Origin of the sequence: Clostridium sp. USBA 49, from assembly GCF_900167505.1 — a bacterium.
Classification (GTDB): Bacteria; Bacillota; Clostridia; order Clostridiales; family Clostridiaceae; genus Clostridium_AT; species Clostridium_AT prolinivorans.
Genome location: NZ_FUYD01000003.1, coordinates 110,311 through 136,111, shown reverse-complemented (window position 1 = coordinate 136,111; position 25,801 = coordinate 110,311). Strand labels below are relative to the sequence as shown.

General features: G+C 27.4%; 20 protein-coding genes. 18 read left to right on the top strand and 2 right to left on the bottom strand.

Annotated features, from left to right (window positions below):
* Positions 1–125 precede the first annotated feature (125 nt).
* From spoIIE to B5D11_RS04415, 12 genes are all read left to right on the top strand, one after another.
* Positions 126–2,510, top strand: a complete 2,385-nt coding sequence (spoIIE, locus tag B5D11_RS04470; protein ID WP_078681858.1) for a stage II sporulation protein E — start codon at positions 126–128, stop codon at positions 2,508–2,510.
* A gap of 85 nt (positions 2,511–2,595) precedes the next feature.
* On the top strand, positions 2,596–4,002 hold the full coding sequence (gene tilS, locus B5D11_RS04465) for a tRNA lysidine(34) synthetase TilS (RefSeq protein ID WP_078681857.1): 1,407 nt from the start codon (positions 2,596–2,598) through the stop codon (positions 4,000–4,002).
* Entirely contained in the window at positions 3,986–4,525 is a 540-nt protein-coding gene (gene hpt, locus B5D11_RS04460; RefSeq protein WP_078681856.1) for a hypoxanthine phosphoribosyltransferase, read from the top strand. Before tilS ends, hpt begins: the two co-directional genes overlap by 17 nt.
* 81 nt (positions 4,526–4,606) lie before the next feature.
* Complete coding sequence (gene ftsH / locus B5D11_RS04455) at positions 4,607–6,430, top strand: ATP-dependent zinc metalloprotease FtsH (RefSeq protein ID WP_078681855.1); 1,824 nt, start codon at positions 4,607–4,609, stop codon at positions 6,428–6,430.
* Positions 6,431–6,582: 152 nt separating this feature from the next.
* On the top strand, positions 6,583–8,253 hold the full coding sequence (locus B5D11_RS04450) for a formate--tetrahydrofolate ligase (RefSeq protein ID WP_078681854.1): 1,671 nt from the start codon (positions 6,583–6,585) through the stop codon (positions 8,251–8,253).
* Positions 8,254–8,325: 72 nt separating this feature from the next.
* Positions 8,326–9,195: a hypothetical protein gene (locus B5D11_RS04445; RefSeq protein ID WP_078681853.1), complete on the top strand. Its 870-nt coding sequence runs from the start codon at positions 8,326–8,328 to the stop codon at positions 9,193–9,195.
* A 217-nt stretch (positions 9,196–9,412) separates the two neighbouring features.
* On the top strand, positions 9,413–9,607 hold the full coding sequence (locus tag B5D11_RS04440; protein ID WP_078681852.1) for a DUF4250 domain-containing protein: 195 nt from the start codon (positions 9,413–9,415) through the stop codon (positions 9,605–9,607).
* A gap of 43 nt (positions 9,608–9,650) precedes the next feature.
* The gene (locus tag B5D11_RS04435; protein WP_078681851.1) at positions 9,651–10,523 is read left to right on the top strand and encodes an AraC family transcriptional regulator; all 873 of its coding nucleotides are present in this window, start codon (positions 9,651–9,653) and stop codon (positions 10,521–10,523) included.
* 86 nt (positions 10,524–10,609) lie between these two features.
* Positions 10,610–11,698 carry a Gfo/Idh/MocA family protein gene (locus B5D11_RS04430; protein ID WP_078681850.1) on the top strand — a complete coding sequence of 363 codons (1,089 nt, stop codon included), beginning with the start codon at positions 10,610–10,612 and terminating at the stop codon, positions 11,696–11,698.
* A 23-nt stretch (positions 11,699–11,721) separates the two neighbouring features.
* Positions 11,722–12,468, top strand: coding sequence for a sugar phosphate isomerase/epimerase family protein (locus B5D11_RS04425; protein ID WP_078681849.1), 747 nt, complete (start codon positions 11,722–11,724; stop codon positions 12,466–12,468).
* Between the two features lie 14 nt (positions 12,469–12,482).
* On the top strand, positions 12,483–13,409 hold the full coding sequence (locus B5D11_RS04420; RefSeq protein WP_078681848.1) for a sugar phosphate isomerase/epimerase family protein: 927 nt from the start codon (positions 12,483–12,485) through the stop codon (positions 13,407–13,409).
* Positions 13,410–13,492: 83 nt separating this feature from the next.
* Positions 13,493–14,521 carry a Gfo/Idh/MocA family protein gene (locus tag B5D11_RS04415; RefSeq protein ID WP_078681847.1) on the top strand — a complete coding sequence of 343 codons (1,029 nt, stop codon included), beginning with the start codon at positions 13,493–13,495 and terminating at the stop codon, positions 14,519–14,521.
* Positions 14,522–14,577: 56 nt separating this feature from the next.
* Here B5D11_RS04415 and B5D11_RS04410 read toward each other — a convergent pair whose 3' ends face one another.
* Both B5D11_RS04410 and B5D11_RS04405 read right to left on the bottom strand, forming a co-directional pair.
* The gene (locus B5D11_RS04410; protein ID WP_323052677.1) at positions 14,578–15,537 is read right to left on the bottom strand and encodes an AEC family transporter; all 960 of its coding nucleotides are present in this window, start codon (positions 15,535–15,537) and stop codon (positions 14,578–14,580) included.
* Between the two features lie 216 nt (positions 15,538–15,753).
* Positions 15,754–16,212, bottom strand: coding sequence for a peptidylprolyl isomerase (locus B5D11_RS04405; RefSeq protein WP_228201981.1), 459 nt, complete (start codon positions 16,210–16,212; stop codon positions 15,754–15,756).
* 512 nt (positions 16,213–16,724) lie between these two features.
* Between B5D11_RS04405 and B5D11_RS04400 the strand changes: the two genes are divergently transcribed.
* From B5D11_RS04400 to B5D11_RS04375, 6 genes are all read left to right on the top strand, one after another.
* Positions 16,725–18,413: a glycoside hydrolase family 13 protein gene (locus tag B5D11_RS04400; RefSeq protein WP_078681844.1), complete on the top strand. Its 1,689-nt coding sequence runs from the start codon at positions 16,725–16,727 to the stop codon at positions 18,411–18,413.
* A 492-nt stretch (positions 18,414–18,905) separates the two neighbouring features.
* Complete coding sequence (locus tag B5D11_RS04395) at positions 18,906–19,868, top strand: carbohydrate kinase family protein (protein ID WP_078681843.1); 963 nt, start codon at positions 18,906–18,908, stop codon at positions 19,866–19,868.
* 54 nt (positions 19,869–19,922) lie between these two features.
* Positions 19,923–21,392, top strand: a complete 1,470-nt coding sequence (gtfA, locus tag B5D11_RS04390; RefSeq protein WP_078681842.1) for a sucrose phosphorylase — start codon at positions 19,923–19,925, stop codon at positions 21,390–21,392.
* 13 nt (positions 21,393–21,405) lie between these two features.
* Positions 21,406–22,380, top strand: a complete 975-nt coding sequence (locus B5D11_RS04385; RefSeq protein WP_078681841.1) for a LacI family DNA-binding transcriptional regulator — start codon at positions 21,406–21,408, stop codon at positions 22,378–22,380.
* Between the two features lie 235 nt (positions 22,381–22,615).
* Positions 22,616–24,280 carry a glycoside hydrolase family 13 protein gene (locus B5D11_RS04380; RefSeq protein WP_078681840.1) on the top strand — a complete coding sequence of 555 codons (1,665 nt, stop codon included), beginning with the start codon at positions 22,616–22,618 and terminating at the stop codon, positions 24,278–24,280.
* Between the two features lie 130 nt (positions 24,281–24,410).
* Positions 24,411–25,700 carry an ABC transporter substrate-binding protein gene (locus B5D11_RS04375; RefSeq protein WP_078681839.1) on the top strand — a complete coding sequence of 430 codons (1,290 nt, stop codon included), beginning with the start codon at positions 24,411–24,413 and terminating at the stop codon, positions 25,698–25,700.
* Positions 25,701–25,801: the final 101 nt, after the last annotated feature.

Here is a 25,801-nt window from a genome sequence, read left to right as displayed (position 1 = left end):
ATTATTGTCCAAATAAAATTATATATTCCACTCAAAGAATGACATTTATTTCCATAGATATTTGCTATAATAAAATCAGTTTCAAAATATTGGGAATAAATAAAAACATAGGAGGATTTATTTGTATGCAATACGGAGCAAATTTAACAGCTTATGAAAGAGCTATTAAAACTAAAAAAAATGAAGAAAAAAAGGTAATGGATGGAAGGGGTATTTTAAAATTACTGCTCTATTTTTTAAGCTCATTTTTAATAAGTAGAGTGTTACTTATAAATTATATGGCACCTTTTGGGATTGCTTTTTTAATAGCAGTAGCATTATATGGAGAAGAAAAATTAACATTAATAAGCGGATGTGGTTCACTTATAGGATATGCAACTTTATATGGTAATTTGAAGGACATGCCTTCCTATATGATACTTATAGGAATAATAACTTTGCTTGGATATTTAGTTGAAGGACTTGCTAATAAAAAGAAAATTATAATATTTTTTTCAATGATATTTTTAACACAGGCATCATATAAAATGCTTATATCAAATATTTCTATAGATGTAGCTTTTTTTACAGCTTTTTTTGAAACAACAGCAATCTTCCCAATATATTTTATTATTAATTATTCTATAATATGCCTTAAAGAAATAAAAACAAAACATCTATTTACAAATGAAGAGATAGTTAGTATGGCTATTACATGTGCTCTTATAGTTTCGGGGACTTGGGGAGCAGAAATATTTGGGATTTCGCTGCGAAATTTATTTGCATTAATTGTTGTGCTTATGATAAGCTATGTTAAAGGTAGTACGGTAGGTGCGGCAAGTGGTGCCGCTATGGGAATAATAGTTGGAATATGCTCAAACAATATGGAGATATTTATAAGTGTATTTACAATTTGCGGTCTTATTGCAGGTACTTTTAAAGAAACTGGAAAAATATTAACAGGATTATCGTATATTGCAGCTTTCTTTATAGTAAATGTATTTTCAAATACAAACGGACAATTTAAATTTGCAGAGTCAATAATAACTTTAATAATATTTTTTATAATACCTAATAAATTTTATGCAAGAGTGGCTTTAGAATTAGATTTTGAAAAAAAATATGAAAATATAAGTTCAAATTATGTAGATAAAATTAAAAGTATATTAGTAAATAGATTGGATAATTTTTCACAAGTGCTTTCTAATATGTCTATTATACTTGAAAATTTAGCTGAAAATGATAAATTAGTTATGAAAAATAAAAGTGCAGCTCTTATAGAAAATTTAGCAGATAGAGTCTGCAGTAATTGCAATATGAATTCTATGTGTTGGAAAAGAGAAAGTTATTATACTTATAATGCATTTGCAGAAATTATTCAAAATTATGAAGAAGGAAAAGGTATAGTTCCAGATGAGATTGATAAAAAATGTGTTAAGAGAACAGCATTAGTAAAAAATACAGAAGAAATTGTAAACAATTATATTATAAGTGAAATGTGGAGAAAAAGATTAAGTGAAGGAAGAGAACTTTTAAGCAGCCAAATAAGCAATATGGCATCTTCTGTTTCAGAAATAATAGATGATTTTAGTGATAATATAAAAATAGATGTAGAATCAGAAAACAATATAAGAAGAATATTAGACAGAAATAAAGTAGAATACAAAGATGTATTCTGTTTAAATAATAAAAATAACAGATTAATAGTAAAGCTTAAGATGAATGCTTGTGGAGGTAGTCAACTTTGCATTAAAGATGTTCTTCCATATATAAATGAAGCACTTAATAAAAATATGAGTGTAAGTGATGATGGCTGTAATATAAATCCAACAGATAAAACTTGTAATGTAACTTTTGAAGAAACACCTAAATTTCATATAGCATCATATGCAAAAAGATTGTGTAAAGATGGAGAAAGTTATAGTGGGGATAGTTATACCTTTGGGAAGCTACAAGATGGAAGTTATATGACTGTTTTAAGCGATGGTATGGGTTCAGGACCTCAAGCAGAGCAAGAAAGCAATGCAGCTGTTGAACTTATTGAAAAATTTGCAAGTACAGGTTTTAATAGAATTACTGCTATAAATACAGTAAATTCTATAATGTCTTTAAAATTTTCAGCTGAAGAAAAATTTTCTACAGTAGATGTAAGCAGTATAGATCTTTATACTGGGGAAGCAGAATTTATGAAAGTTGGAGCTGTAGCAAGTTTTATAAAAAGTGGGAATAAAGTTGAAGTTATAAAGTCTAGAACACTTCCTATGGGAGTACTAGATAAGGTTGATATTGATATAATAAAGAAAAAAGTTAAAAATGGTGATATAATTGTAATGCTTACTGATGGAGTGTTAGATTACAATAGTGAAGCTGCAGGAAGAGTAGATTGGGTAGTAGAGTTTTTAGAGAATACAAATTGTTCAAATCCTAAAGACCTTGTAGAAGAACTTATTGAGAATGCAAAAAAATTAAGTGATGATAAAATAAAAGATGATATGACAGCAGTTGTTTCTAAAGTTTATTCCTTATATTAATATATTATTTTTTAGGGAGATTTAATCTCCCTTTATTTATGGTATAATTTAATAATTAAAGTTGTTCCTTTATGAGGTGATTGATTTGATTGAAAGAGTTTTAGATACAATAAAAGAGTATAATATGATTTCTCAAAATGATAAAATTATTGTTGCTGTATCTGGAGGACCAGATTCTATTTGTCTTCTTCATATTTTATACAAATTAAAGGAAATTTTTAATATTACTTTATATGCAGCTCATTTAAATCACTGTCTTAGAGGTGATGAGGCAGATAAAGATGAAGAATATGTAAAAGAATTTTGTAATAAATTAGGTATAGAGTGTTTTACAAAAAAAATAGATATAAATAAACTTTCTAAAGAAAGAGGAATATCTTCTGAAAGTGCAGGTAGAGAAGCTAGATATGAATTTTTTGATGAGCTTTTAAAAAAGTTAGAAGCTCAAAAAATAGCATTGGCTCATAATGCTAATGATCAAGCAGAAACTGTTCTTATGAGAATAATGAGAGGCACTGGAATGGAAGGGCTCGTTGGAATAAAACCAGTTAGAAGTAATATATTTATAAGACCATTAATAAATATTAAAAGGGAAAATATTGAAAAATATTGTAAAGAAAATAATCTTAATCCAAGGATAGATAAGACAAATTTAGAAAGTATATATACAAGAAACAAAATAAGGCTTGAATTAATACCATATCTTCAAAAAAATTTTAATAAAGATATAATTAATGTACTCAATAGGTTAGCGGATACAATAATTATAGACAATGACTATTTAGATAAAATTTCTAAAGAAAAATATAATACCTATTGTGAAAATAAAGCAGGAAAGGTTATAATATATAAAGGCGCTTTTTCTGAAGAAAAAGCTATACTTAATAGAATAATTAGAAAAGCTATAAATAATCTTAAAGGTAATTTATATGATATTGAAAAAATACATATTAAAAATTTAATTGAGCTGCAAAAATGCAATACAGGTAAAAAAATAAATTTACCAAATGGAATAATAGCTTTTAATAATTATGGAGATATTGAGCTTACTTTAGGAGAAAAATTTAGAAATAAACCTGATAATGATGAATATATTCTTTATATAGATAGAGAAAATATAATAGAAAGTTTTAACTTAAAGGTTAGTTTAAGATTAATCAATAAAGACGAAAAGATTAATTTTAAAGAAAATTCTTTTGTGAAATATTTCGATTTTGATAGTGCTCCTAAAAATATATATTTAAGAACTAGAAGAAATGGAGATAAATTTACTCCTTTAGGTATGAAAGGAAGCAAAAAGCTTAAAGATTTATTTATAGATTTAAAAGTACCTAAAGAAGAAAGAGATACTATCCCTATTATTGTTTTTGATGATGAAATAGTATGGATAGTTGGTTATAGAATAAGCGAAAAATATAAAATAAATAAAAATACAAAAAAAATACTAGAGATAAAAATTACGGAAGGAGAAAAAAATGAGAGAAGATATTAAAAAAATACTTTTAGACGAAGAAACAATAAGGCAAAAAATAAAAGAATTAGGTCAAAATATAAGCAGAGATTATAAAGAAAGTGATTTAGTTTTAATAGGTGTATTAAAAGGCTCTGTTATGTTTATGTCTGACCTTTTAAAAGAGATTACAATACCATGTTCTATGGATTTTATGGCTGTATCAAGTTATGGAAATTCTACAAAAAGTTCAGGAGTAGTTAGAATTTTAAAGGATTTAGACTTTGAAATAGAAGGCAAAGATGTTCTTATTGTTGAAGATATAATAGATAGTGGTATTACTTTAAAATATCTTATAGAATATTTAAAAGGAAGAAAACCTAATAGCCTTGAAATAATATGTCTGCTTGATAAACCAGAAAGAAGAAAAGCACAAATAGATGTTAAGTATAAAGGATTTACTGTTCCAGATGAGTTTTTAGTAGGTTATGGCTTAGATTATGCAGAAAAATATAGGAATCTTCCATTCATAGGAATACTTAAAGAAGAAATTTATAAAAATTAATAATAACTTTCTTGTAAATAAAAAATGCTTATGATACAATCATACAATATAATAGACTAACAGAAAGAGAGGGGGGCCTATATGAAAAAATATTCTGGTATTACGGCCTGGATTATAATTCTTATTGTAATCATTTTTGCATCTACATTTTTAACCCAAACAGGTAAAAATGTTAAAAATATTCATTTTGATGAATTTCAAAAGCAATGGATAAATAATAATATACAAAGTTTTAAAGTTAATAGTGAAGAACGAACTGTTACAGGTACTTATAAAGATGGAACAGCTTATGAAACAACAGTTATGCCTGAAAGATTATTTCAATTTATAGAACAATATCCTAAAAATGGTGAGGTTAAGGAAGATTATTCTAAACCTGTAACTATACCTTTTTGGGTACAATATATTCCAACAATATTTTTAATTTTGATTTTTGTAGCATTTTGGTTTATGTTTATGCAGCAATCTCAGGGTAGTGGAGGCAACAGAGGTGTTATGAATTTTGGGAAAAGCAGAGCCAAAATGGCTACTCCCGATAAAAAAAGAGTAACATTTAATGATGTAGCAGGAGCAGACGAAGAAAAAGCTGAACTTGCTGAAATAGTAGATTTTTTAAAACAACCAAAAAAATATATTGATGTTGGAGCAAGAATACCTAAAGGAATTTTACTTGTAGGACCTCCAGGAACAGGTAAAACACTTCTTGCAAAAGCCATAGCTGGAGAAGCTGGAGTACCTTTCTTTAGTATATCTGGTTCTGATTTTGTAGAAATGTTTGTTGGTGTTGGAGCTTCTAGAGTTAGAGATCTTTTTGAGCAAGCAAAGAAGAATGCACCATGTATAGTTTTTATCGATGAAATTGATGCTGTTGGTAGACAAAGAGGTGCTGGTTTAGGCGGAGGACATGATGAAAGAGAGCAAACTCTAAATCAACTTTTAGTTGAAATGGATGGATTTGGAGCAAATGAAGGAATAATTATGATAGCAGCTACTAATAGACCAGATATATTAGATCCAGCCTTACTTAGACCTGGACGTTTTGATAGACAGATAGTTGTTGGTGCACCAGATGTTAAAGGAAGAGAAGAAATTTTAAAAGTTCATTCGAGAAATAAGCCTCTTTCTGAAGAAGTAAGACTTGATATACTTGCAAAGAGAACTCCAGGATTTACTGGTGCTGATCTTGAAAATTTAATGAATGAAGCTGCACTTTTAGCAGTTAGAAATAATAAAAAAGTTATAGGCATGGATGAACTTGAAGAAGCTGTGACAAGAGTTATAGCTGGACCTGAAAAGAAGAGCAGAGTAGTAAGTGAAAAAGATAGAAGACTTACAGCATATCATGAAGCAGGGCATGCTGTTGTTATGAAACTTTTACCTAACTCTGATCCAGTGCATCAAATAAGCATAATTCCAAGAGGTATGGCTGGAGGATATACTATGCATCTTCCAGAGGAAGATAGAGCATATACTTCTAAGTCAAAACTTAAAGATGAAATGACAGGACTTCTTGGAGGAAGAGTTGCTGAAAAACTTATAATAGGTGATATAAGTACAGGTGCAAAAAATGATATAGATAGAGCTACTTCAATAGCTAGAAAGATGGTTATGGAATTTGGTATGAGTGATGAACTTGGTCCTATTTCATTTACTTCAGGTCATGATGAAGTATTTATAGGAAAAGATTTAGGCCGTAGCAGAAACTTTAGTGAAGAAGTTGCAGCTAGAATAGATAACGAGATAAGAAGATTAATAGATGAAGCTTATAATAGAGCAGAAAGACTTTTAACTGAAAATATTCATAAGCTCCATGCAGTAGCTCAAGCACTTCTTGAGAAAGAAAAGCTTGAAGCTCATGAATTTGAAGCTATATTTAATAATACTTCAATAGAAGCAAATGTTTAATGCATAATTTCTAAAATTAAAGAGCAGTTTAAACATATTAAAGATAAACAAATTTCATCTTTCAAAATATGAAAATAAAGATGAATTTGTTTATCTTTATTTTTTATTAGGATATAATATAAAAAGAAGAAAGATTTATGGGAGGAATACAGATGAAAAATGATATTGAAATAGCACAGAGTGCTAAAATGGAACCAATAGTTAAAATTGCTGAAAAAATTGGACTTACTGAAGATGATATTGAACTTTATGGAAAATATAAATGTAAAATTTCTCTTGATGTTTTAGAAAAAAATAAAAATAAAAAAGATGGGAAACTTGTATTAGTTACTGCTATAAATCCAACAGCAGCAGGAGAAGGAAAATCAACAGTAACAGTAGGGCTTGGACAAGCTCTTTGCAAAATGGGTAAAAATGCAGTAATTGCACTAAGGGAACCTTCTCTTGGACCAGTTTTTGGAGTTAAAGGTGGTGCTGCTGGAGGGGGATACTCTCAAGTAGTTCCTATGGAAGATATTAATCTTCATTTTACAGGTGATATGCATGCTATAACAGCGGCTAATAATTTACTTGCAGCAGCTATAGATAATCATATCCATCAAGGGAATTCCTTAAGAATTGATTCAAGAAGGATTATATTTAAAAGAGTAATGGATATGAATGATAGAGCATTAAGAAATATTGTAGTAGGTATGGGTGGTAAAGCCAACGGATTTTTAAGAGAAGATGGATTTATGATAACAGTAGCTTCAGAAATTATGGCTATATTATGCCTTTCTAAAGATTTAATGGATTTAAAAAAGAGAATGGGCGAAATATTAATAGCTTATAATTTAGATGGAGATCCAGTTTTTTGTAAAGACTTAAAAGTTGAGGGTGCTATGGCTCTTTTAATGAAGGATGCTATAAAACCAAATCTTGTTCAAACTTTAGAAAATACTCCAGCTATAATTCACGGAGGACCTTTTGCAAATATAGCTCATGGATGTAATAGCCTTATTGCTACAAAAATGGCACTTAAATTAGGAGATTATGTAATAACTGAAGCTGGTTTTGGAGCAGATTTAGGTGCAGAAAAGTTTTTTGATATAAAATGCAGATATGGAGGATTAAAACCAGAATGTGTTGTTATTGTTGCAACAGTTAGAGCTCTTAAGATGCATGGAGGAGCTAAAAAAGAAAATTTAGGAGAACCTAATTTAGAAGCTTTAGCTAAAGGAATAGAAAATTTAGAAAAACAAATAGAAAATGTAAGAAAATATAAAGTTACTCCTGTAGTTGCTATAAACAGGTTTGTTACTGATAGCGTAGAAGAACTTAAATTTATTGAAGAGTATTGCAATAAATTGGAAGTTAAATCAGCTCTTACAGAGGTTTGGGAAAAAGGTGGAGAAGGTGGTATTTCTTTAGCAGAAAAAGTAATAGATATTTTGGGAAATAATACAAGTGATTTTAAAGTTTTATATGATGAAAATTTAAGAATTAAAGAAAAATTACAGATTATAGCCCAGGAAATATACGGAGCTGATGAAGTAAATTATACAAAAGAAGCTGAAAAACAAATAAAAGAATTAGAAACAATAGGACTTGATAAGCTCCCAATTTGTGTTGCGAAAACTCAATATTCTCTTTCAGATAATCCCAATTTACTTGGACGACCAAAAGGATTTAACATAACAGTTAAAGAAATAAGAGTATCAAATGGTGCAGGATTTATAGTAGCTTTAACAGGAGATATAATGGTAATGCCTGGACTTCCTAAAGTTCCAGCAGCAGAAAAGATGGATATACTTGAAGACGGAACTATAGTAGGACTGTTCTAATTAAAAAATCTTTTTTAAAAATTACATAAATATATAATAGATGCTAAAAATATTAAAAGGGAGGGATATGAGATGAAAAAAATTAAGATAATCCCTGTGATATTTTTAGCATTTATCTTTTTAGTGCCATTATATAAAGCAAAATCAGAAGACAATGAATATAAAATAAACAGTAAATTTGAAAATAGTAATTTTAAACCTAATACGGTTATACTTGATTATAAATATGAAGATATAAATGGCGACAATATTAAAGATGATGTTATACTCATAGGAAATAAAGAAGATAAGAGAAGTTCTTGGAGTAATAAAATATCTTTAATTATTAAATATGGAAAAGAAAAAAAATATCATAATATTTCTATTGGAAAAATTGATTATGGATACAATGGGAGACTTTTTTTAGGAGATTTTAATGGAGATAAAATATCTGATGTATTTATAAGTCTAGACAGTCAGCAAAATAACCGTTTTTATAGTTTAATATCTTTTAAAGGTAATAAAACAAAATATTTATTTAATCAAGAAAAATTTTCTTTAGGTATTGATTTTGATATATATTATAAAGATTTTTTTAAAGTAAACATTTTAGATAAAAAATATAACAGTATGTTCATTGAAGATATGACTTCAAAAAAAGATATTTATATAAAAGAAATGATTTATAATAGTGAAGGGAAAATTTTAAAAGAGACTAAGGGATTTCAAGAAGGATTTGCAGAGCTTAAACCTGTAGATATTGATAAGGATGGAATATATGAGCTTGAAGGAAAGCAAATGCTTAATGGAATTTGTGCTCAAGATAATATAGGATCTGCTAAATCTACATGGAAATATAATAAATCTAAAATGGAATTAATGTATCTATATGTAATACCTTATGATAAAATAGAAATAAATAATTATAATCAAAGTGTACTTCCAGTTATTAAAATAAAATGATTATCTCACAAAAAGTCTTTTTATTAAATGTTCATTGCTATATATAGATATAATAGAAATTTATAAATACTATAAATTGTATAGTAAAAATTAATTTACAGTTTATTGTGGGTTAATCATAATATAAAATAAAAATAAACATATGAACAATAGTTAAAAAGCATTAAATGAAGATTTAAATATGAAAATATAAATACACATTGGAAAGGATTAAACTATGGATAGAGAAGAAATGTTAAAAATGGATTCATATATGTTGTTAAGCATAGTAAATATGAAACTTAGAGATGAGTTTTACAGTCTTTCTTCTTTTTGTGAAAATTATGGAATAAAAGAAGAAGAAATTATAAACAAGTTGTCCACAATTGGATATGTGTATAATGTGGATAACAATCAATTTATATATAAATAAAATTTATAAAATACTATTTGTAATTTAAAAAGAGGGGGGTAATATGGAAGCTTGGTTTGAAAAAAATGTTTTAGAACCGGATTTCCCATTTAGATTATTTATAAATGAAGGATACACCTCTGTTCCACATCATTGGCATGATGAAATAGAAATAATATATATGGTAGAAGGCGGAGTAAGGGTAGGAGTTAATAACAATATATATAATCTTTCAGAAAGTGATATTTTTATAATAGGAAGTGGAGATATTCATTATTTTTTACCAGAATATAATAAAAGCAGCAGAGTAGTCATTCAGTTTAATTTAGCTATTTTTGATAATATTGCTTCTGGAATTGAAGAAAGACAAAGACTTAGACCTTTATTTCACCGTTCAAAAAGGCTAAGCAGTTTTTGGGGAAAAGAAGTAAAATATGATGTAGAAAAACAAATAAAAGAACTTATTAGAGAGTATAATGAAAAAAAAGAAGGTTATAAACTTGCACTTAAAGCAAGACTATATGATTTAGTAGTTCTTTTATTAAGAAAGGTACCTATTGAAACATTGACTTTTGAAGAAGATAGTAAACAAAGAGATGTATTAAGAAGACTAGAAAATGTTTTTGAATTTGTAGAAAATAATTATATATCAGATATAACATTAGAAGATGCAGCTAAAGAGGCAGGCTTTAGTGTATATCATTTTTCAAGATTTTTTAAACAAAATGCTGGAATGACATTTGGGCAATATTTAAATAATTTTAGAATAACAAAAGCAGAATGGTTTCTTATAAATGATGACGATAATATTACAGAAATAGCTTTTAAATCTGGATTTAATAGTGTTAAAACTTTTAATAGGGTATTTAAAGAAATAAAAAAGTGTTCACCTACAGAGTATAGAAAAAAGCAAAATATGAGAATAAATGAGCAATGATAGAGGAGTAATCCTCTATTTTTTTTAATATAATTATTAATGTAAACGACGACAAAAACTATTAAATATAAAATGGAGGATTTATCATGGAACAAAATAAAAAACTTAAAATAGGAATTATAGGTTGTGGCGGAATAGCAAATGGAAAACATATGCCAGCTTTATCTAAACTCAATAATGTTGAAATGGTTGCATTTTGTGACATTATATTAGAAAAAGCTGAAAAAGCAGCAAAAGAATTTGGAACAGAAAATGCAAAATGCTATTCTGATTATAAAGAACTTTTAAAAGATAGTTCAATTGATGTAGTACATGTATGTACTCCAAATAAATCTCATTCATTTATAACTATAGATGCGTTAGAATCTGGAAAGCATGTAATGTGTGAAAAACCAATGGCAAAAACTTATGCTGAAGCTAAAGCGATGGTAGAAGCAGCAAAAAGAACTGGGAAGAAGCTTACAATAGGATATCAAAACAGGTTTAGAGCAGATTCTCAATATTTGCACAGTATTTGTGAAAAAGGAGATTTAGGAGAGATATATTATGCAAAAGCTCATGCTATAAGAAGAAGAGCTGTACCTACATGGGGTGTATTTTTAAATGAAGAAGAACAAGGTGGAGGACCATTAATAGATATTGGAACTCATGCATTAGATTTAACTCTTTGGATGATGAATAATTATAAACCAAAGGCAGTACTTGGAACTAAATATCATAAATTAGCAGACAAAAAAAATGCAGCTAATGCTTGGGGTTCATGGGATCCTGAAAAATTTACTGTAGAAGATTCAGCTTTTGGATTTATAACTATGGAAAATGGGGCTACTATAGTTCTTGAGTCAAGTTGGGCATTAAATAGTTTAGATGTACGTGAAGGACAGACAACTTTATGTGGAACAGAAGGCGGAGCAGATATGGTAAATGGACTTCGTATAAATGGAGAAAATTTAAGTAAATTATATGAAACAAAGATTGAATTAAATTCTGGTGGAGTTGCTTTTTATGATGGAACTTCAGAAAAAGCAGAAGATTTAGAAGCAAGACTTTGGATTGAATCAATATTAAATGATACTGAACCTATTGTTAAACCAGAAGAAGCTCTTGTAGTTACGCAAATATTAGAAGCTATTTATGAATCTTCTAAAACTGGTAAAGCAGTATATTTTGAATAATATAAAAAAGAGGTGGAATTATATTGAGTATTCCTATAGCATTGCAATTATATACTTTAAGAGAAGAAATGCAGAAAGATTTTTCAGGCACTCTTAAAAAGGTAGCTGAAATAGGATATAAGGGAGTAGAGTTTGCTGGTTTTGGAGGAATGAATGCAGGAGAACTTAAATTACTTTTAGATAATTTAGGATTAAAGCCAGCAGGAGCTCATATAAATATAGATGAACTTAGAAATAATTTAGATGAAGTAATATATTATAATTTAGAAATTGGCAATAAATATGTAGTATGTCCTTATTTGGAGTTTAAAGGTAAAGAAGATTTTGTTAATATGGCAATAGAATTTAATAAAATAGGAACTAAACTAAAAAATGCAGGGCTAAATCTTTGTTATCATAACCATGCACATGAATTTAAAATGTTTGATGGTGTTTATGGATTAGATATTTTATATAAAGATACAACATCAAACATTTTAATGGCTGAAATTGATACTTATTGGGTGGCTTATGCCGGATTAGATCCTATAGAATATTTAAATAAGTATAAATATAGAACTCCATTAATTCATATTAAAGATATGGATAATACTGAAAAAAGAGAATTTACGGAAATAGGTAATGGGATTTTACCTATAGATAAAATTATAAATCAGGCAAAAATAAATAAAGCTGAATGGATTATAGTTGAGCAGGATAAATGCAAGATAGATCCTATTGAAAGTATAACAATAAGTTATAACAATTTAAAAAAAATAAATATTATTTAATAGAGGTGTAAAAAATGAAATTAGGGTTTTTAACAGTTTGTTTGGGAAATATGCCACTTAAAGAAAAAGCAAGATGGGCAAGTGAAGCAGGTTTTAAAACACTTGAAGTTGCTTGCTGGCCTAATGAAAATGATAGAGATTATTCAAGTTGTGATATAGATGTTGATAGTCTTACTAAAGAAGAAGCAGAAGAAATAAAAAAATACTTCAAAGAATATAATCTTGAAATTTCTTCTTTAGCTTATTATGACAATAATTTAGATAAAGATCCAAAAAGGAGAGCTTTTATAAATAACCATCTTAAAAAGGTTATAGATGCAGCTGTTATGCTTGAAACTCCATTAGTTGGAACATTTGCAGGAAGAAATATAGATAAAAGTATGAAAGAAAATTTTGATGAGTTTGAAGAAGTATTCACTGAGCTTGTAGCTTATGCTGAAGAAAGAGACATTAAACTTATGATAGAAAATTGCGATATGAGAGGATGGCAAATTCCAGGATTACCTGGTACTATTTCTTATACTCCAGAACTTTGGGAAGAGATGTTTAAGAGGGTTCCAAGTAAAAACTTTGGATTAAACTTTGACCCTTCTCATTTAGTACCTCAATTTATTGATTATTTAAAAGCTGCAGAGGATTTTTCAGATAGAATATTCCATATGCATGCAAAAGATGCAGAAATCTATACGGACAGATTAAATAAATATGGAATAAACAATAGACAGCTATATACTGGAGAACAAGGAGAATATGGATATTGGAGATATCGTATGCCAAGTCTTGGACAAGTTGACTGGGAAAAACTTATTAATGTTGTAAAAAGCAAAGGATTTGATGGAGTTATAAGTATTGAACATGAAGATCCATTATATGAAGGCAGCGAGGAAAAGGTTAAAGAAGGATTAACTATTGGATTAAATCATCTAAAAAAATTTGTGTAAATTTTAACTTTAAAGTGAAGAAAGTGAAAAATCATGTTTCTTCACTTTAAAAGTATATAAATAGTTTTTAAGGAGGATTTTTTATGAATAAATATAGAGTTGGAATAGTAGGCTGCGGTAATATATTCCCTATGCATGCAATACCTGTAAATGCGTTAGAATGTGCAGAACTTGTAGCAGTTTGCGATATAAAAGAAGATAGAGCAAAAGAAAAAGCAGAAGAATTTAACTGCAAATATTATTTTGATTACAAAGAAATGATAGATAATGAAAATTTAGATGTAATTCATATTTGCCTGCCACATTATCTACATCCTGAAGTAGCTATTTATGCAGCAAACAAAGGAGTAAATGTTTTAACTGAAAAGCCAATGTCTATTAAACTTGAAGATGCAGAGATTATGGTTAAAACGGCTAAAGAAAATAATGTAAATTTGGGAGTCATTTTTCAAAACAGATATAATCCTGGTTCACAGCTTATAAAAAAGACATTAGAATCAGGAGAATTAGGGAAAATAATTTCTGGAAAGCTTTCTGTTACTTGGAATCGTTCTGATGAATATTATAGTAAAAGTGATTGGAAGGGTACTTGGGATAAAGAAGGAGGTGGAGTTATAATAGATCAAGCAATTCATACTATGGATTTAATGAGATGGTTTATTGATAGCGAAATCGAATATGTAGATGCTAATATAAGCAATAGGGCTCATAATATTATAGAAGTAGAAGATTCAGCAGAAGGGGTAATAAAATATAAAAATGGTGTTGTAGCTGGATTTTATGCTATTAATTACTATGGATATGATGCACCTGTTGAAATTGAACTTTATTGTGAAAATGGAATTGCTAAAATGGTTGCAGATAAAGCTTCTATAAAATTTAATGATGGAAGGGAATATATAGCAGATAATAATCCAAATGAAGTTTTCCATTATGGAAATGGAACTAAGGGATATTGGGGTGTAAGCCATATAAAGCAGATTAAAAATTATTATAATTCTTTATTAGAAGGAATACAGCCGGAAATTACAGGAGAAGAAGCTATAAAAACACAAAAAATGATTTGTGCTATTTATGATTCTGGAAAAGAGAAAAGAAGAATTAAATTTTAATAAAAACCGCCTAAGATTAGATTGTTTTCTAAATCTAGTCTTAGACGGTTTTTATATTATCCAAGTAAAAATCTATAAATAGGTATAAATATTAAACTGGCTATAGTAGTAACAGCAATCATCATTGCAGCATATTCGTAATCTGCATCGTATTCTTTGGTTACTATAGCTGTATTTGCCATTACAGGGAGAGAAGCTTGAATTACAAATACATTTTTCATTAATGAAGGAAGGGAAAAAACTAAAGAAAATATATATGTAATAAGAGGAGCTACTAAAAATCTTCCTATTAATACCCAAAATACATCTTTATCAAATTTAAAGTTCTTTAAATTTATAGAGTATATAACTATTCCTATAAATAACATTGATAAGGGAGTTGTTAAGTTACCTATATATTTGCATGTATCCATTATAAATTTTGGAAGGCTTATATTTAGCAAAATAAGTATTATAGCTATTACAAAGCCAATTAAAGGAGGGGTAAATATACTTTTTAAAGTATTTATAGAAAATATACTTTTATTATCTATTTTAGTATCTTTTTTTATAATATAAACTCCTAAAGTCCAAAATAAAATTGTGTTAGAGAAATAATAATAAAGTACATAAATAATGCTTTTTTCTCCAAACAGTGCTAAATTAATAGGAAGTCCTATAAAAATAGTATTTGAAAGAAAGAACATACATTGAAATGTACCTTTTCTTTCAGGCTTAACATTAATAATTTTTGCTATAAAAATACTTATTAGATAGCAGATTATCATAGAAATAAAAGGAACTATAATTCCTATACCAGCTTGAGAAAGACTTTCTTTACTAAAAGTATTCATCAAATTTGAAATCATGTATAATGGGAGAGATATATTTACGACCATTTTAGAAAAAAGTTTAGAAGTACTTTCATCAAACCAGCCTTTATAAGATAGTATGTAGCCAATTCCTATTATAATTATTACACTTAAAACACCTTGGATTGCATCTAATAAAATCATTTTATCACCACATTTTTTCAATTACTATACATATCCAACATAAAATCAAATTAAATATTCTACCCTTACAATAAGTTGCATACACTCATTTGAATAGATATTCAACATAAAATTAAATATAGTCTAGTAAAATAATAATATGAGTAATTAATATATTTTATTCTTGATAAAGAGAATTATTATTTTACTAGACGGCTGCATTTGTATTAAATTTTAAAAAATATATATACTAAAATTTTATTTTATTTCTACAGTAACTTCCTTCATAACTTGATCTTCTACTGGTTTTTCATTTACTGCTTTTACGTTTACTATTTTATCAACAACATCAAGACCTTCTATAACTTTTCCAAAAGCAGCATATTCTCCATCAAGAAAATTAGAATCTTTTGTTACTATAAAAAATTGTGAACCTGCTGAGTTAGGATCTTGTGCTCTTGCCATGGAAAGAACACCTCTTACATGTTTTAAATTATTTTTAAAACCATTACTTGTAAATTCTCCAGGAATAGAATAACCTGGATCTCCAGTTCCGTTACCGAGAGGATCTCCTCCTTGTATTACAAAACCTGGAACAACTCTATGAAATATTAATCCATCATAAAATTTTTCCTGAATTAAACTTACAAAATTATCTACAGTTCTTGGGGCAATATCAGGATAAAGCTCTGCTTTAATTATAGAACCATCTTCCATTTTTATAGTAACTATAGGTTTTTTACCTTCATATTTACTTTTATAATTTTCAGAAGTATATTCCTTTGCTAAAGCTTGTGATTTTTCAGCTTTTTTTACCTGTACATTATTAGCTTCATTAGATTGCGTTTGATTTTTACTTTGATTATTAGTGTTTTCTGCAGGTGATTTTGAGCAAGCACTAAAAATTAAGCAAAAACTTAATAATGTAGTAACAAATATTTTTTTAAATCTCATAAATTTCCTCCTCATGTAAAATAAAAATTCTTATAATAAGTATGTTATCAAAATAGAGAACTTTATTCAATTGATTATTTTGTATTGAATATAATATAATTTTTAAATTTTTGATTTGAGTTGTTAACTTTTTATAATTGTTTTATAATTGATACATAAACATGTTAACCGTTTATAATTTTTGCAAAGATAAATTTTTATATGTGTTACCAATTATTTAATTAAATAAATCAGCATAAATGGTTAAACGTTTTTAGATGAAAGGAGAATTTATAATGGAAAGAAAATGGTGGGAAAATAGTGTAGTTTATCAAATATATCCTAAAAGTTTTTATGATTCTAATAATGATGGAATAGGAGATATTAAAGGCATTATTTCAAAACTGGATTATCTAAAATATTTAGGAATTGATGTTATATGGTTAAGTCCAGTTTATAAAAGTCCTATGGCAGATAATGGATATGATATTTCAGATTATTATAGTATAGCAAATCAATTTGGTACTATGGAAGATATGGATAATTTAATAGAAGAAGCTAAAAAAAGAAATATAAAAATAATCATGGATTTAGTTATAAATCATACTTCTGATGAACATCAATGGTTTATAGAATCTAAATCTTCAAAAGACAACCCTTTAAGAGACTATTATATTTGGAAAGATCCTAAAGAAGATGGAAGTGAGCCTAATAACTGGGAGTCGGTTTTTGGAGGTTCGGCTTGGGAATATGATAAAACAACAAATCAATATTATCTTCATGTTTTTGCTAAAAAACAGCCAGATTTAAATTGGGAAAATTATAAAGTAAGAGAAAGTCTTTATGAAATGATAAACTACTGGTTAGATAAAGGCATTGGTGGTTTTAGAGTAGATGCTATAACATTTATAAAAAAAGGAAATGATTTTAAAGATTTACAACCAGTTGGAAATGAAAAATTAGTACCTATAGGTAAAGCGTGTTTAAACCAAAAAGGAATAGATAAATTTTTAAACGAACTTAAAGAAAAAACTTTTTCTAAATATGATATTTTTACTGTAGCAGAGGCTCCTGGAGTTCCTAAAGAAGATTTATATAAATATGCAGGCAAAAATGGATTTTTTGATATGCTTATAGAATTTGGACATGCAGATTTAGATATTGGAAGTGATGGAAGGTGGTATAAAGAAAATCCATGGACTTTGTTAGACTTTAAAAAAGCTTTAAGTGAAAGTCAGGAAGTTTATAATGAAATTGGATTCGGAGCTTTATATATTGAAAATCATGATCAACCAAGGTCTTTAAATAAATATATAAAAAAAGAAGAAGATATTAGTCCAATATCAGCAAAAATGCTTGCAATAAGTTATTTCTTTTTAAAAGGAATACCATTTATATATCAAGGACAAGAAATAGGAATGACTAATGTTAAATATGAATCAATAGAAGATTATGATGATATTGCATCTATTGGACAATATAAAAATGCACTAAATGAAGGTTTATCTAAAGAGGAAGCTTTAAGGGCAATTCATAAAAGAAGTAGGGATAATGCTAGAACTCCAATGCAATGGGATAATAGTGAAAATGCTGGGTTTACTAATGGAAAGCCTTGGCTTAAAGTTAATCCTAATTATAAATTTATAAATGTAAAATCTCAAATAAATGATAAAAATTCTATTTTGGAATTTTATAAAAAATTAATAAAAATAAGAAAAGAAAATGAAATTGCAATTTATGGTATTTATGAATTAATTCTTGAAGATAATACTTCAATTTATGCTTATACACGTACATTAGATAATAAAAAACTTCTTGTTATATGTAACTTTACTAATTCTTATGCAAATTTTAAACTTCCCTATAATATAAAATTTAAAAGAAAGAAATATATTATAGGAAACTATGATGATATTGATTCAGAAAATATAATAGATTTTAATCTTAAACCTTATGAGGCAAGAGTATATATTTTAGAAAAGTAAAATTAAAATAAAAATATAATACAAAATATTAGATTAATTATAAAAAAGCAAATATTATTTGTATGTTAATAAAATAATAATAAAGTAAGTATTAAAATTTGTCTTAAATAAATTATTTTATTGGGAAGCTTTTGGTATTAAATTATATAGGTTGAATTTTATCTTATCATAATATTATTATTTTATAAATAAATCTTGTATACAAACAATAAATTTGTATAATATTACAAATATGTATTGTTTATATACAAGATTTTTGTTATATATATATTAATCGGTTGACATTAATAATAGTGCCTAGTAAAATTATATAAGAATATATAATATTTTAAAAATTGTATAAATTATTAAAATATTATTTAATAATTATAGCACATATGTAAGTTAGTGATTTAAATATCAACCATAAAAACTAAATTTAGGCATCTATTTTTTAAATTTACGCTACTTTTAATATAAAGTAAATAAAATTAATGTGGAGGCATAATAAATATGTTTAATTATAATTATAATGATAAAATTAAATTTGAAAACAAAAAAAATGATATATTAACAGTAGGAGAATTACTTGTAGACATGATATCATTAGATTACGACGATAATTTTGAATGTAATACTTATAATAAGTTTTTTGGAGGCTCTCCTTCTAATATTGCAATGAATGTAAAAAAATTAGGCATTAATTCTTTAGTTGCATCAGCAGTTGGAAAAGATGGATTAGGGAAATTTTTAATTAATCATTTAAAGAAAAGAGATATAAATACAGATTGTATTCAAGAAGTTGATTATGCAACGAGTATGGTTTTAGTTACAAAAAGTAAGGCAACTCCTACTCCTATATTTTATAGAGAAGCTGACTATCATTTAGAATATAATGATAAGCTTGAAGAAGCAGTAAAAAATTCTAAAATAGTTCATTTTTCATGTTGGCCAATATCAAGAATACCATCACGCAATACTATAAATAAAGTTATAGAAGAAGCTAAAAAAAATAATGTTATGATATGCTTTGATCCTAATTATCATCCAATGCTATGGGAAAAAGGAGAAAATGGGGTTGAGTATATAAAATCTATAATTAAATATGTTGATATTATTAAACCTTCTGAGGATGATGCAGAAAGATTATTTGGATCTGACACACATGAAAATCAGATTAAGAAATTTTTAAATCTTGGAGCAAAATTTGTAATAATGACACTTGGTAAAGATGGCGCTATAGCTTCAAATGGAGAAGAAATTATTAAATTTAATACTTTAGCTAAAGAAGTTGTAGATACTACAGGGGCTGGAGATGCTTTTTGGTCAGGATTTTATACTGCAATTATAAAAGGATACACTATAAAAGAAGCATTAAATTTAGGGTTTGCAGTAAGCGCTTACAAATTAAAATATACAGGAGCAGTAGTAAATCTTCCAAGTCTTGAAGAAATAAAACAAATTTATAATCTTTAAAGTTTTAGATATCTTATAGATTATTTATTATATTTGTGAAAGGAGAAATTGAACATGCCAGTAAAAAATAAAGTACAACTTATAACGTACCCTGATTCATTAGGAGGAGATTTAAAAACTTTAAATAAAGTACTTTTGAAATATTTTTCGGATATTTTTAAAGGAGGAGTTCATATTTTACCTCCGTTTCCTTCTTCTGGCGACAGAGGCTTTGCACCTATAACTTATTTAGAAATTGAACCTAAGTTTGGTACTTGGGAAGATATAAAAGCAATTGGGGAAAATTTTGATATAATGGTTGATCTTATGGTAAATCATATTTCAAGACAATCTAAATATTTTCAAGACTTTTTAAAAAAGGGAAGGAAATCAGAGTATGCTGATTTGTTTATAACTTTAGACAAGATTTGGCCTAATGGGAAACCAGTAAAAGAAGATATAGAAAAAATGTTTCTTAGAAGGGAAAAACCATATTCTACTTTTATAATTGAAGAAACAGGTAAAGAAGAAAGTGTTTGGACTACTTTTGGGAAAACTGATCCTTCAGAACAGATTGATTTAGACATTAAATCAGAAAAAGTTAAAAAACTTTTAGAAGAATTTTTTATAAACTTTAATAAAAATAACATTAAGCTTGTAAGATTAGATGCAGTAGGATATGTAATTAAAAAACTTGGAACAAGCTGCTTTTTTGTAGAACCTGAAATATATGAATTTCTTAATTGGATAAAATCATTAGCTGATTCTTTAAAAATAGAACTGCTTCCAGAAGTTCATGCACATTATTCTATACAGTATAGATTATCTGAACATGGATTTTGGATATATGATTTTATTTTACCTTATACTATTTTAGATGCACTTATAAACAAATCTAGTGAAAAGCTTTTAAATTATATTAAAACAAGACCAAGTAAACAGTTTACAATGCTTGACTGTCATGATGGTGTTCCTGTTAAACCCGATATGGATGATTTAATAGATACAAAAGAAGCTAGAAAAGTAGTTGATATATGCCTTAAAAGAGGTTCAAATTTAAGTTATATTGTATCTGATGAACATAAAGATCCAGATGGTTTTGATGTTCATCAAATTAGAGGAACATATTATTCAATGCTTAACTGTGATGATGATGCATATTTAGCAGCTAGAGCTATACAATTATTTGTACCAGGAATTCCTCAAATATATTATGTAGGGTTACTTGCTGGAGAAAATGACTTTAAAGCTGTAGAAAAAACTGGTGAAGGACGTGAAATTAACCGTCATAATTTTACTTTAGAAGAAATTGAAAAATCACTTGAAAAGCAAGTTGTACAAAGATTATTAAAACTTATAAGATTTAGAAATGAATATCCAGCTTTTGACGGAGAGTTTAAAGTTTTAGATTCTAAAAATAATGAAATTCGTCTTTCTTGGCAAAAGGATGAAAAATATTGTATACTATTTATAGATTTAAGAACTAATAAATCTGTAGTAGATTATGTTGATGAAAACAATAATGTGGTAAAATATTTTATATAGGGTGAGGATTTTTATGGCTACTATAAAAGATGTTGCACGAATAGCAGGAGTAACGGTAACAACAGTTTCAAGAGTTTTAAATAATAGAGGATATATAAGTGAAGCAACTAGGAAAAAAGTATATGATGCAATGGAAGAATTAAATTATCAGCCTAATGAGATAGCTCGTTCTTTGTTTAGAAGAAAATCTAATATTTTAGGGCTTATAGTACCTAATGTATCTCATCCATTCTTTGCAGAATTTGCAAATTATGTAGAATACTATGCATATGAAGCTGGATATAAGGTTCTTATATGTAATTCTTATCAAGACAGCGTTAAAGAAAAAGATTATGTTGAAATGATTAAAAGAAATCAGGTAGATGGAATAATAATGGGAAGTCATACTTTAGAAACTTCAGAATATTTAATTCCAGAACTTCCCATAGTAGCCCTTGATAGAAATTTTGGGAATAATATACCTTTTGTTACATCGGATAATTATCAAGGGGGATTATTAGCTACGAACCTCTTAATAGATAAAGGCTGCAAAAAACTTGCACATATAAGCGGGCCGCTAGAGCTTAGTACTCCAGCTAATAAACGTTATCAAGCCTTTATAGATGTAGTAAATTCTAAAGGTGTTGATTATATTATAAAAGAAGCAAAGCTTGATATATTTGAAAGTTATGAAAAGTTAGCATATAGTTTATTAAATGAGCATCCTGATATAGATGGGATTTTTGCAAGTAGTGATATGATAGCTGCATCTATAATACATGTGGCTAATTCAATTGGGAAAAAGATACCTGATGACTTAAAAATAGTAGGTTATGATGATATTAACCTTTCTTATTTAATAGTTCCTCCATTAACAACTATAAAACAGCCAATTAAAGAAATGGGAGAGCTATCAGTAAAGCTTTTAATTGAACAAATAGAAGAAAAGAAAAAAACTGCTATAGAAAATATTCTTCCTATAAGTTTAGTAGAAAGAAAAACCACATAAATAAATTTAAAAAGTTTAATTTAATAAGCAAAAGCTTTTATAATGCTTTTGCTTATTAAAAATTTTGTGCAAACGATTGACAAAGATTTAAACAAGGTGTAATATAATTCTGTAAAGTAAAATTAAACTTAAAATCTAAATATAATATAATTTAATATTTAATATTTAATTTGGGGATATTAACATATAAAACATATAAAAATTTTATTTTATTGACAATAAAGGAGTGCAGATAATGAATAAAAAATGGTGGAAGGAAGCGATATGTTACCAAATATATCCTCGAAGTTTTATGGATTCTAATGGAGATGGAATAGGTGATTTAAAAGGTATTATTTCTAAATTAGATTATATAAAAGATTTAGGAGTAGATGTAATTTGGATTTGCCCTATATATAAATCACCTAATGATGATAATGGCTATGATATTAGCGATTATCAAGATATAATGGATGAATTTGGAACAATGAAAGATTTTGATTTTCTTTTAGATGAAGCTCATAAACGTAATATGAAAATAATATTAGATTTAGTTATTAACCATACAAGTGATGAACATCCATGGTTTTTAGAATCTCGCTCTTCAAAAGATAACGATAAGCGTGATTGGTATATTTGGAGAGATGGCAAAAATGGGAAAGAACCTAATAATTGGGAAAGTATTTTTGGTGGTTCTGCTTGGGAATATGATGAAAAAACTGATCAATACTATTTACATATATTTTCCAAAAAACAGCCTGATTTAAATTGGGAAAATAAAGATATGCGTAAAGCTGTATATAATATGATTAATTGGTGGCTTGATAAAGGAATTGATGGTTTTAGAATAGATGCTATTAGTCATTTAAAAAAAGAAGAAGGTTTAAAAGATATACCCAATGAAAAAGGATTAAAATATGTACCAAGTTTTGATAAGCATATGAATGTAGAAGGCATACATGAATATTTAGAAGATATAAAAAAGAATACATTTTCTAAATATGACATTATGACAGTTGGAGAAGCAAGCGGAGTTAATGTTGATGAGGCACCCCTTTGGGTAGGAGAAGAAAAAGGCAAATTTAATATGATATTTCAATTTGAACATTTAAAATTATGGGATAATGAAGGCAATAAAAAACCTGATATTAAAGCATTAAAAAATATTTTATCAAAATGGCAAAAAGGACTTGAAAATAAAGGATGGAATGCTTTATTTATTGAAAATCATGATTTGCCTCGTGCGGTTTCTACTTGGGGAGATGATAAAAAGTATTGGAGAGAAAGTGCAACTTCTTTAGCAGCCATGTATTTTATGATGCAAGGTACACCTTTTATATATCAAGGTCAGGAAATTGGTATGACTAATGTTAAATTTGAAAATATAGAAGATTATAATTGTGTAAGTACTAAAAATATGTATGTTTTAAAAAGAGAAGAAGGTGTACCACATGAAAAAATAATGGAAATTATATGGGCATCTTCAAGAGATAATTCTCGTACTCCAATGCAATGGAATAGTTCGCTTAATGCTGGATTTTCCACAGGAAAACCTTGGCTTAAGGTAAATCCTAATTATTTAAAAATTAATGTAGAATCTCAAGAAAAAGATCCTGATTCAATACTTAATTTTTATAAAAAAATGATTTCATTAAAAAAACAAAATCCATTATTTATATATGGCACTTATGATTTAATTTTAGAAGAAGATGAACAAATTTATGCATATACTCGCACTTTAAATAAAGAAAAAGCTGTTATTATATGTAATTTAACAGAAAAAGAAGCTATTTACGATTACAATGATATTGAATTGTTTTATGAAGAATTAATATTAAATAATTATCCTGTTAAAGAGCATAAAAAAACTACTAAATTAATATTAAACCCCTATGAAACAAGAATTTATTTAAAAAGATAAAAATTTTTTTAATATTTAAAAAAATATAGAAAAAAATATGTGAAACGCTTGACATATTATGAAAAAGAATGTATAATCAAATCATGGTAAACGTATAAAACCCAAATTCAAAATTAACGGAGGGAAAAATATGAAAAAGTTCTTATCAATTAGTTTAGCATTAGCACTTACAACATCATTAGCAGCTTGTACTCCAAAACAAAAAACTGCTGAAGAAGATAAATCCAATGGTAAAGTTTCAATTATCATAACAAATGGTAAAGGAGAAATTGCAAACCAATTTACACAAGCAGCAAAAGATTTTATGGCATCAAATCCAGATATAAATGTTGAAGTACATTCAGTAGCTGTTGGAGATCCTGTAAATATACTTGATAAGCTTACATCATCAGGTAAAACTGTTACACTTGCAATGGTAGAACCAAGTTCTGTATTAGGTAAATATAAAGATTTTGGTATAGATCTTTCAGATCAAAAATGGAACCAAGATACAGTTTATGGATTTAAAAATGCAGAGGGTAAAGTTGTAGGATTCCCATTTGCAATTGAAGGTTTCGGACTTGTTTATAATCAAAAAGTACTTGATAAAGCAGTTGGAGGTACTTTTGATCCATTTACAATAAATACACGTGATAAACTTAAAGATCTTCTTGATAAAATTAAAGCTTCAGGAGTTAAATATCCAGTAGCTTATCAAACAGAAGATTGGTCAGTAGCTAATCATTATAGCTCACAGTTTCTCAATCAAGCTGAAGATCCAAATAAATTGGTATCAGATATTATAGAAGGTAAATTTGACTTTGCATCAAATCCAGTATGGAATGGATATTATGATACATTAGACCTTTTAACTTCAAAAGAATACAATAAATATGGAGAACGTCCTCTTGGAAAATACTATGATGACGCACATTTATCAGTAGGTAAAGGAGAATCCGCTATATTATTCAATGGAAACTGGGCTTATGATTCACTTAAAGCAGTTGCAGATGAAAAATTTGGATTTATACCTGTACCTGTAGATAATAACCCAGATAATCCTTTAAACAATAAAATTACTGCTGGACCAACTCAAGTATTTTTAATAAACAAAAAAGCTACTGCAGCTCAACAAGAGGCAGCAAAGAAATTCCTTAATTGGTTAGTATATGATAAGGCTGGTCAAGATTTTGTAGTAAATAAATGTCAAATAATTTCTGCATTTAAGAATAATCCTAATAAAGTAACTAATCCTTTAGGCGTAGCTATTGCAAATGCTATAGAAAAGGGTAAAACAATGCCTTTTAGCACAAACTATGTAGTAACTTCTGAATATCAAAATATACTTGGACCTCATGTTCAAAAATATATTGATAAAAAAGAAACTCGTGCAGAATTAGCAAAGAATTTTGCAGACTACTATAAGACAAAAAAACAATAAAATAAGTTATAATAACTTTAATTAGATGGGTGAGTCTAAAATTCACCCATCAGTTTTATAAAAAATTATTTTTGCAGCACATAAGTTTTACTAAATATAGA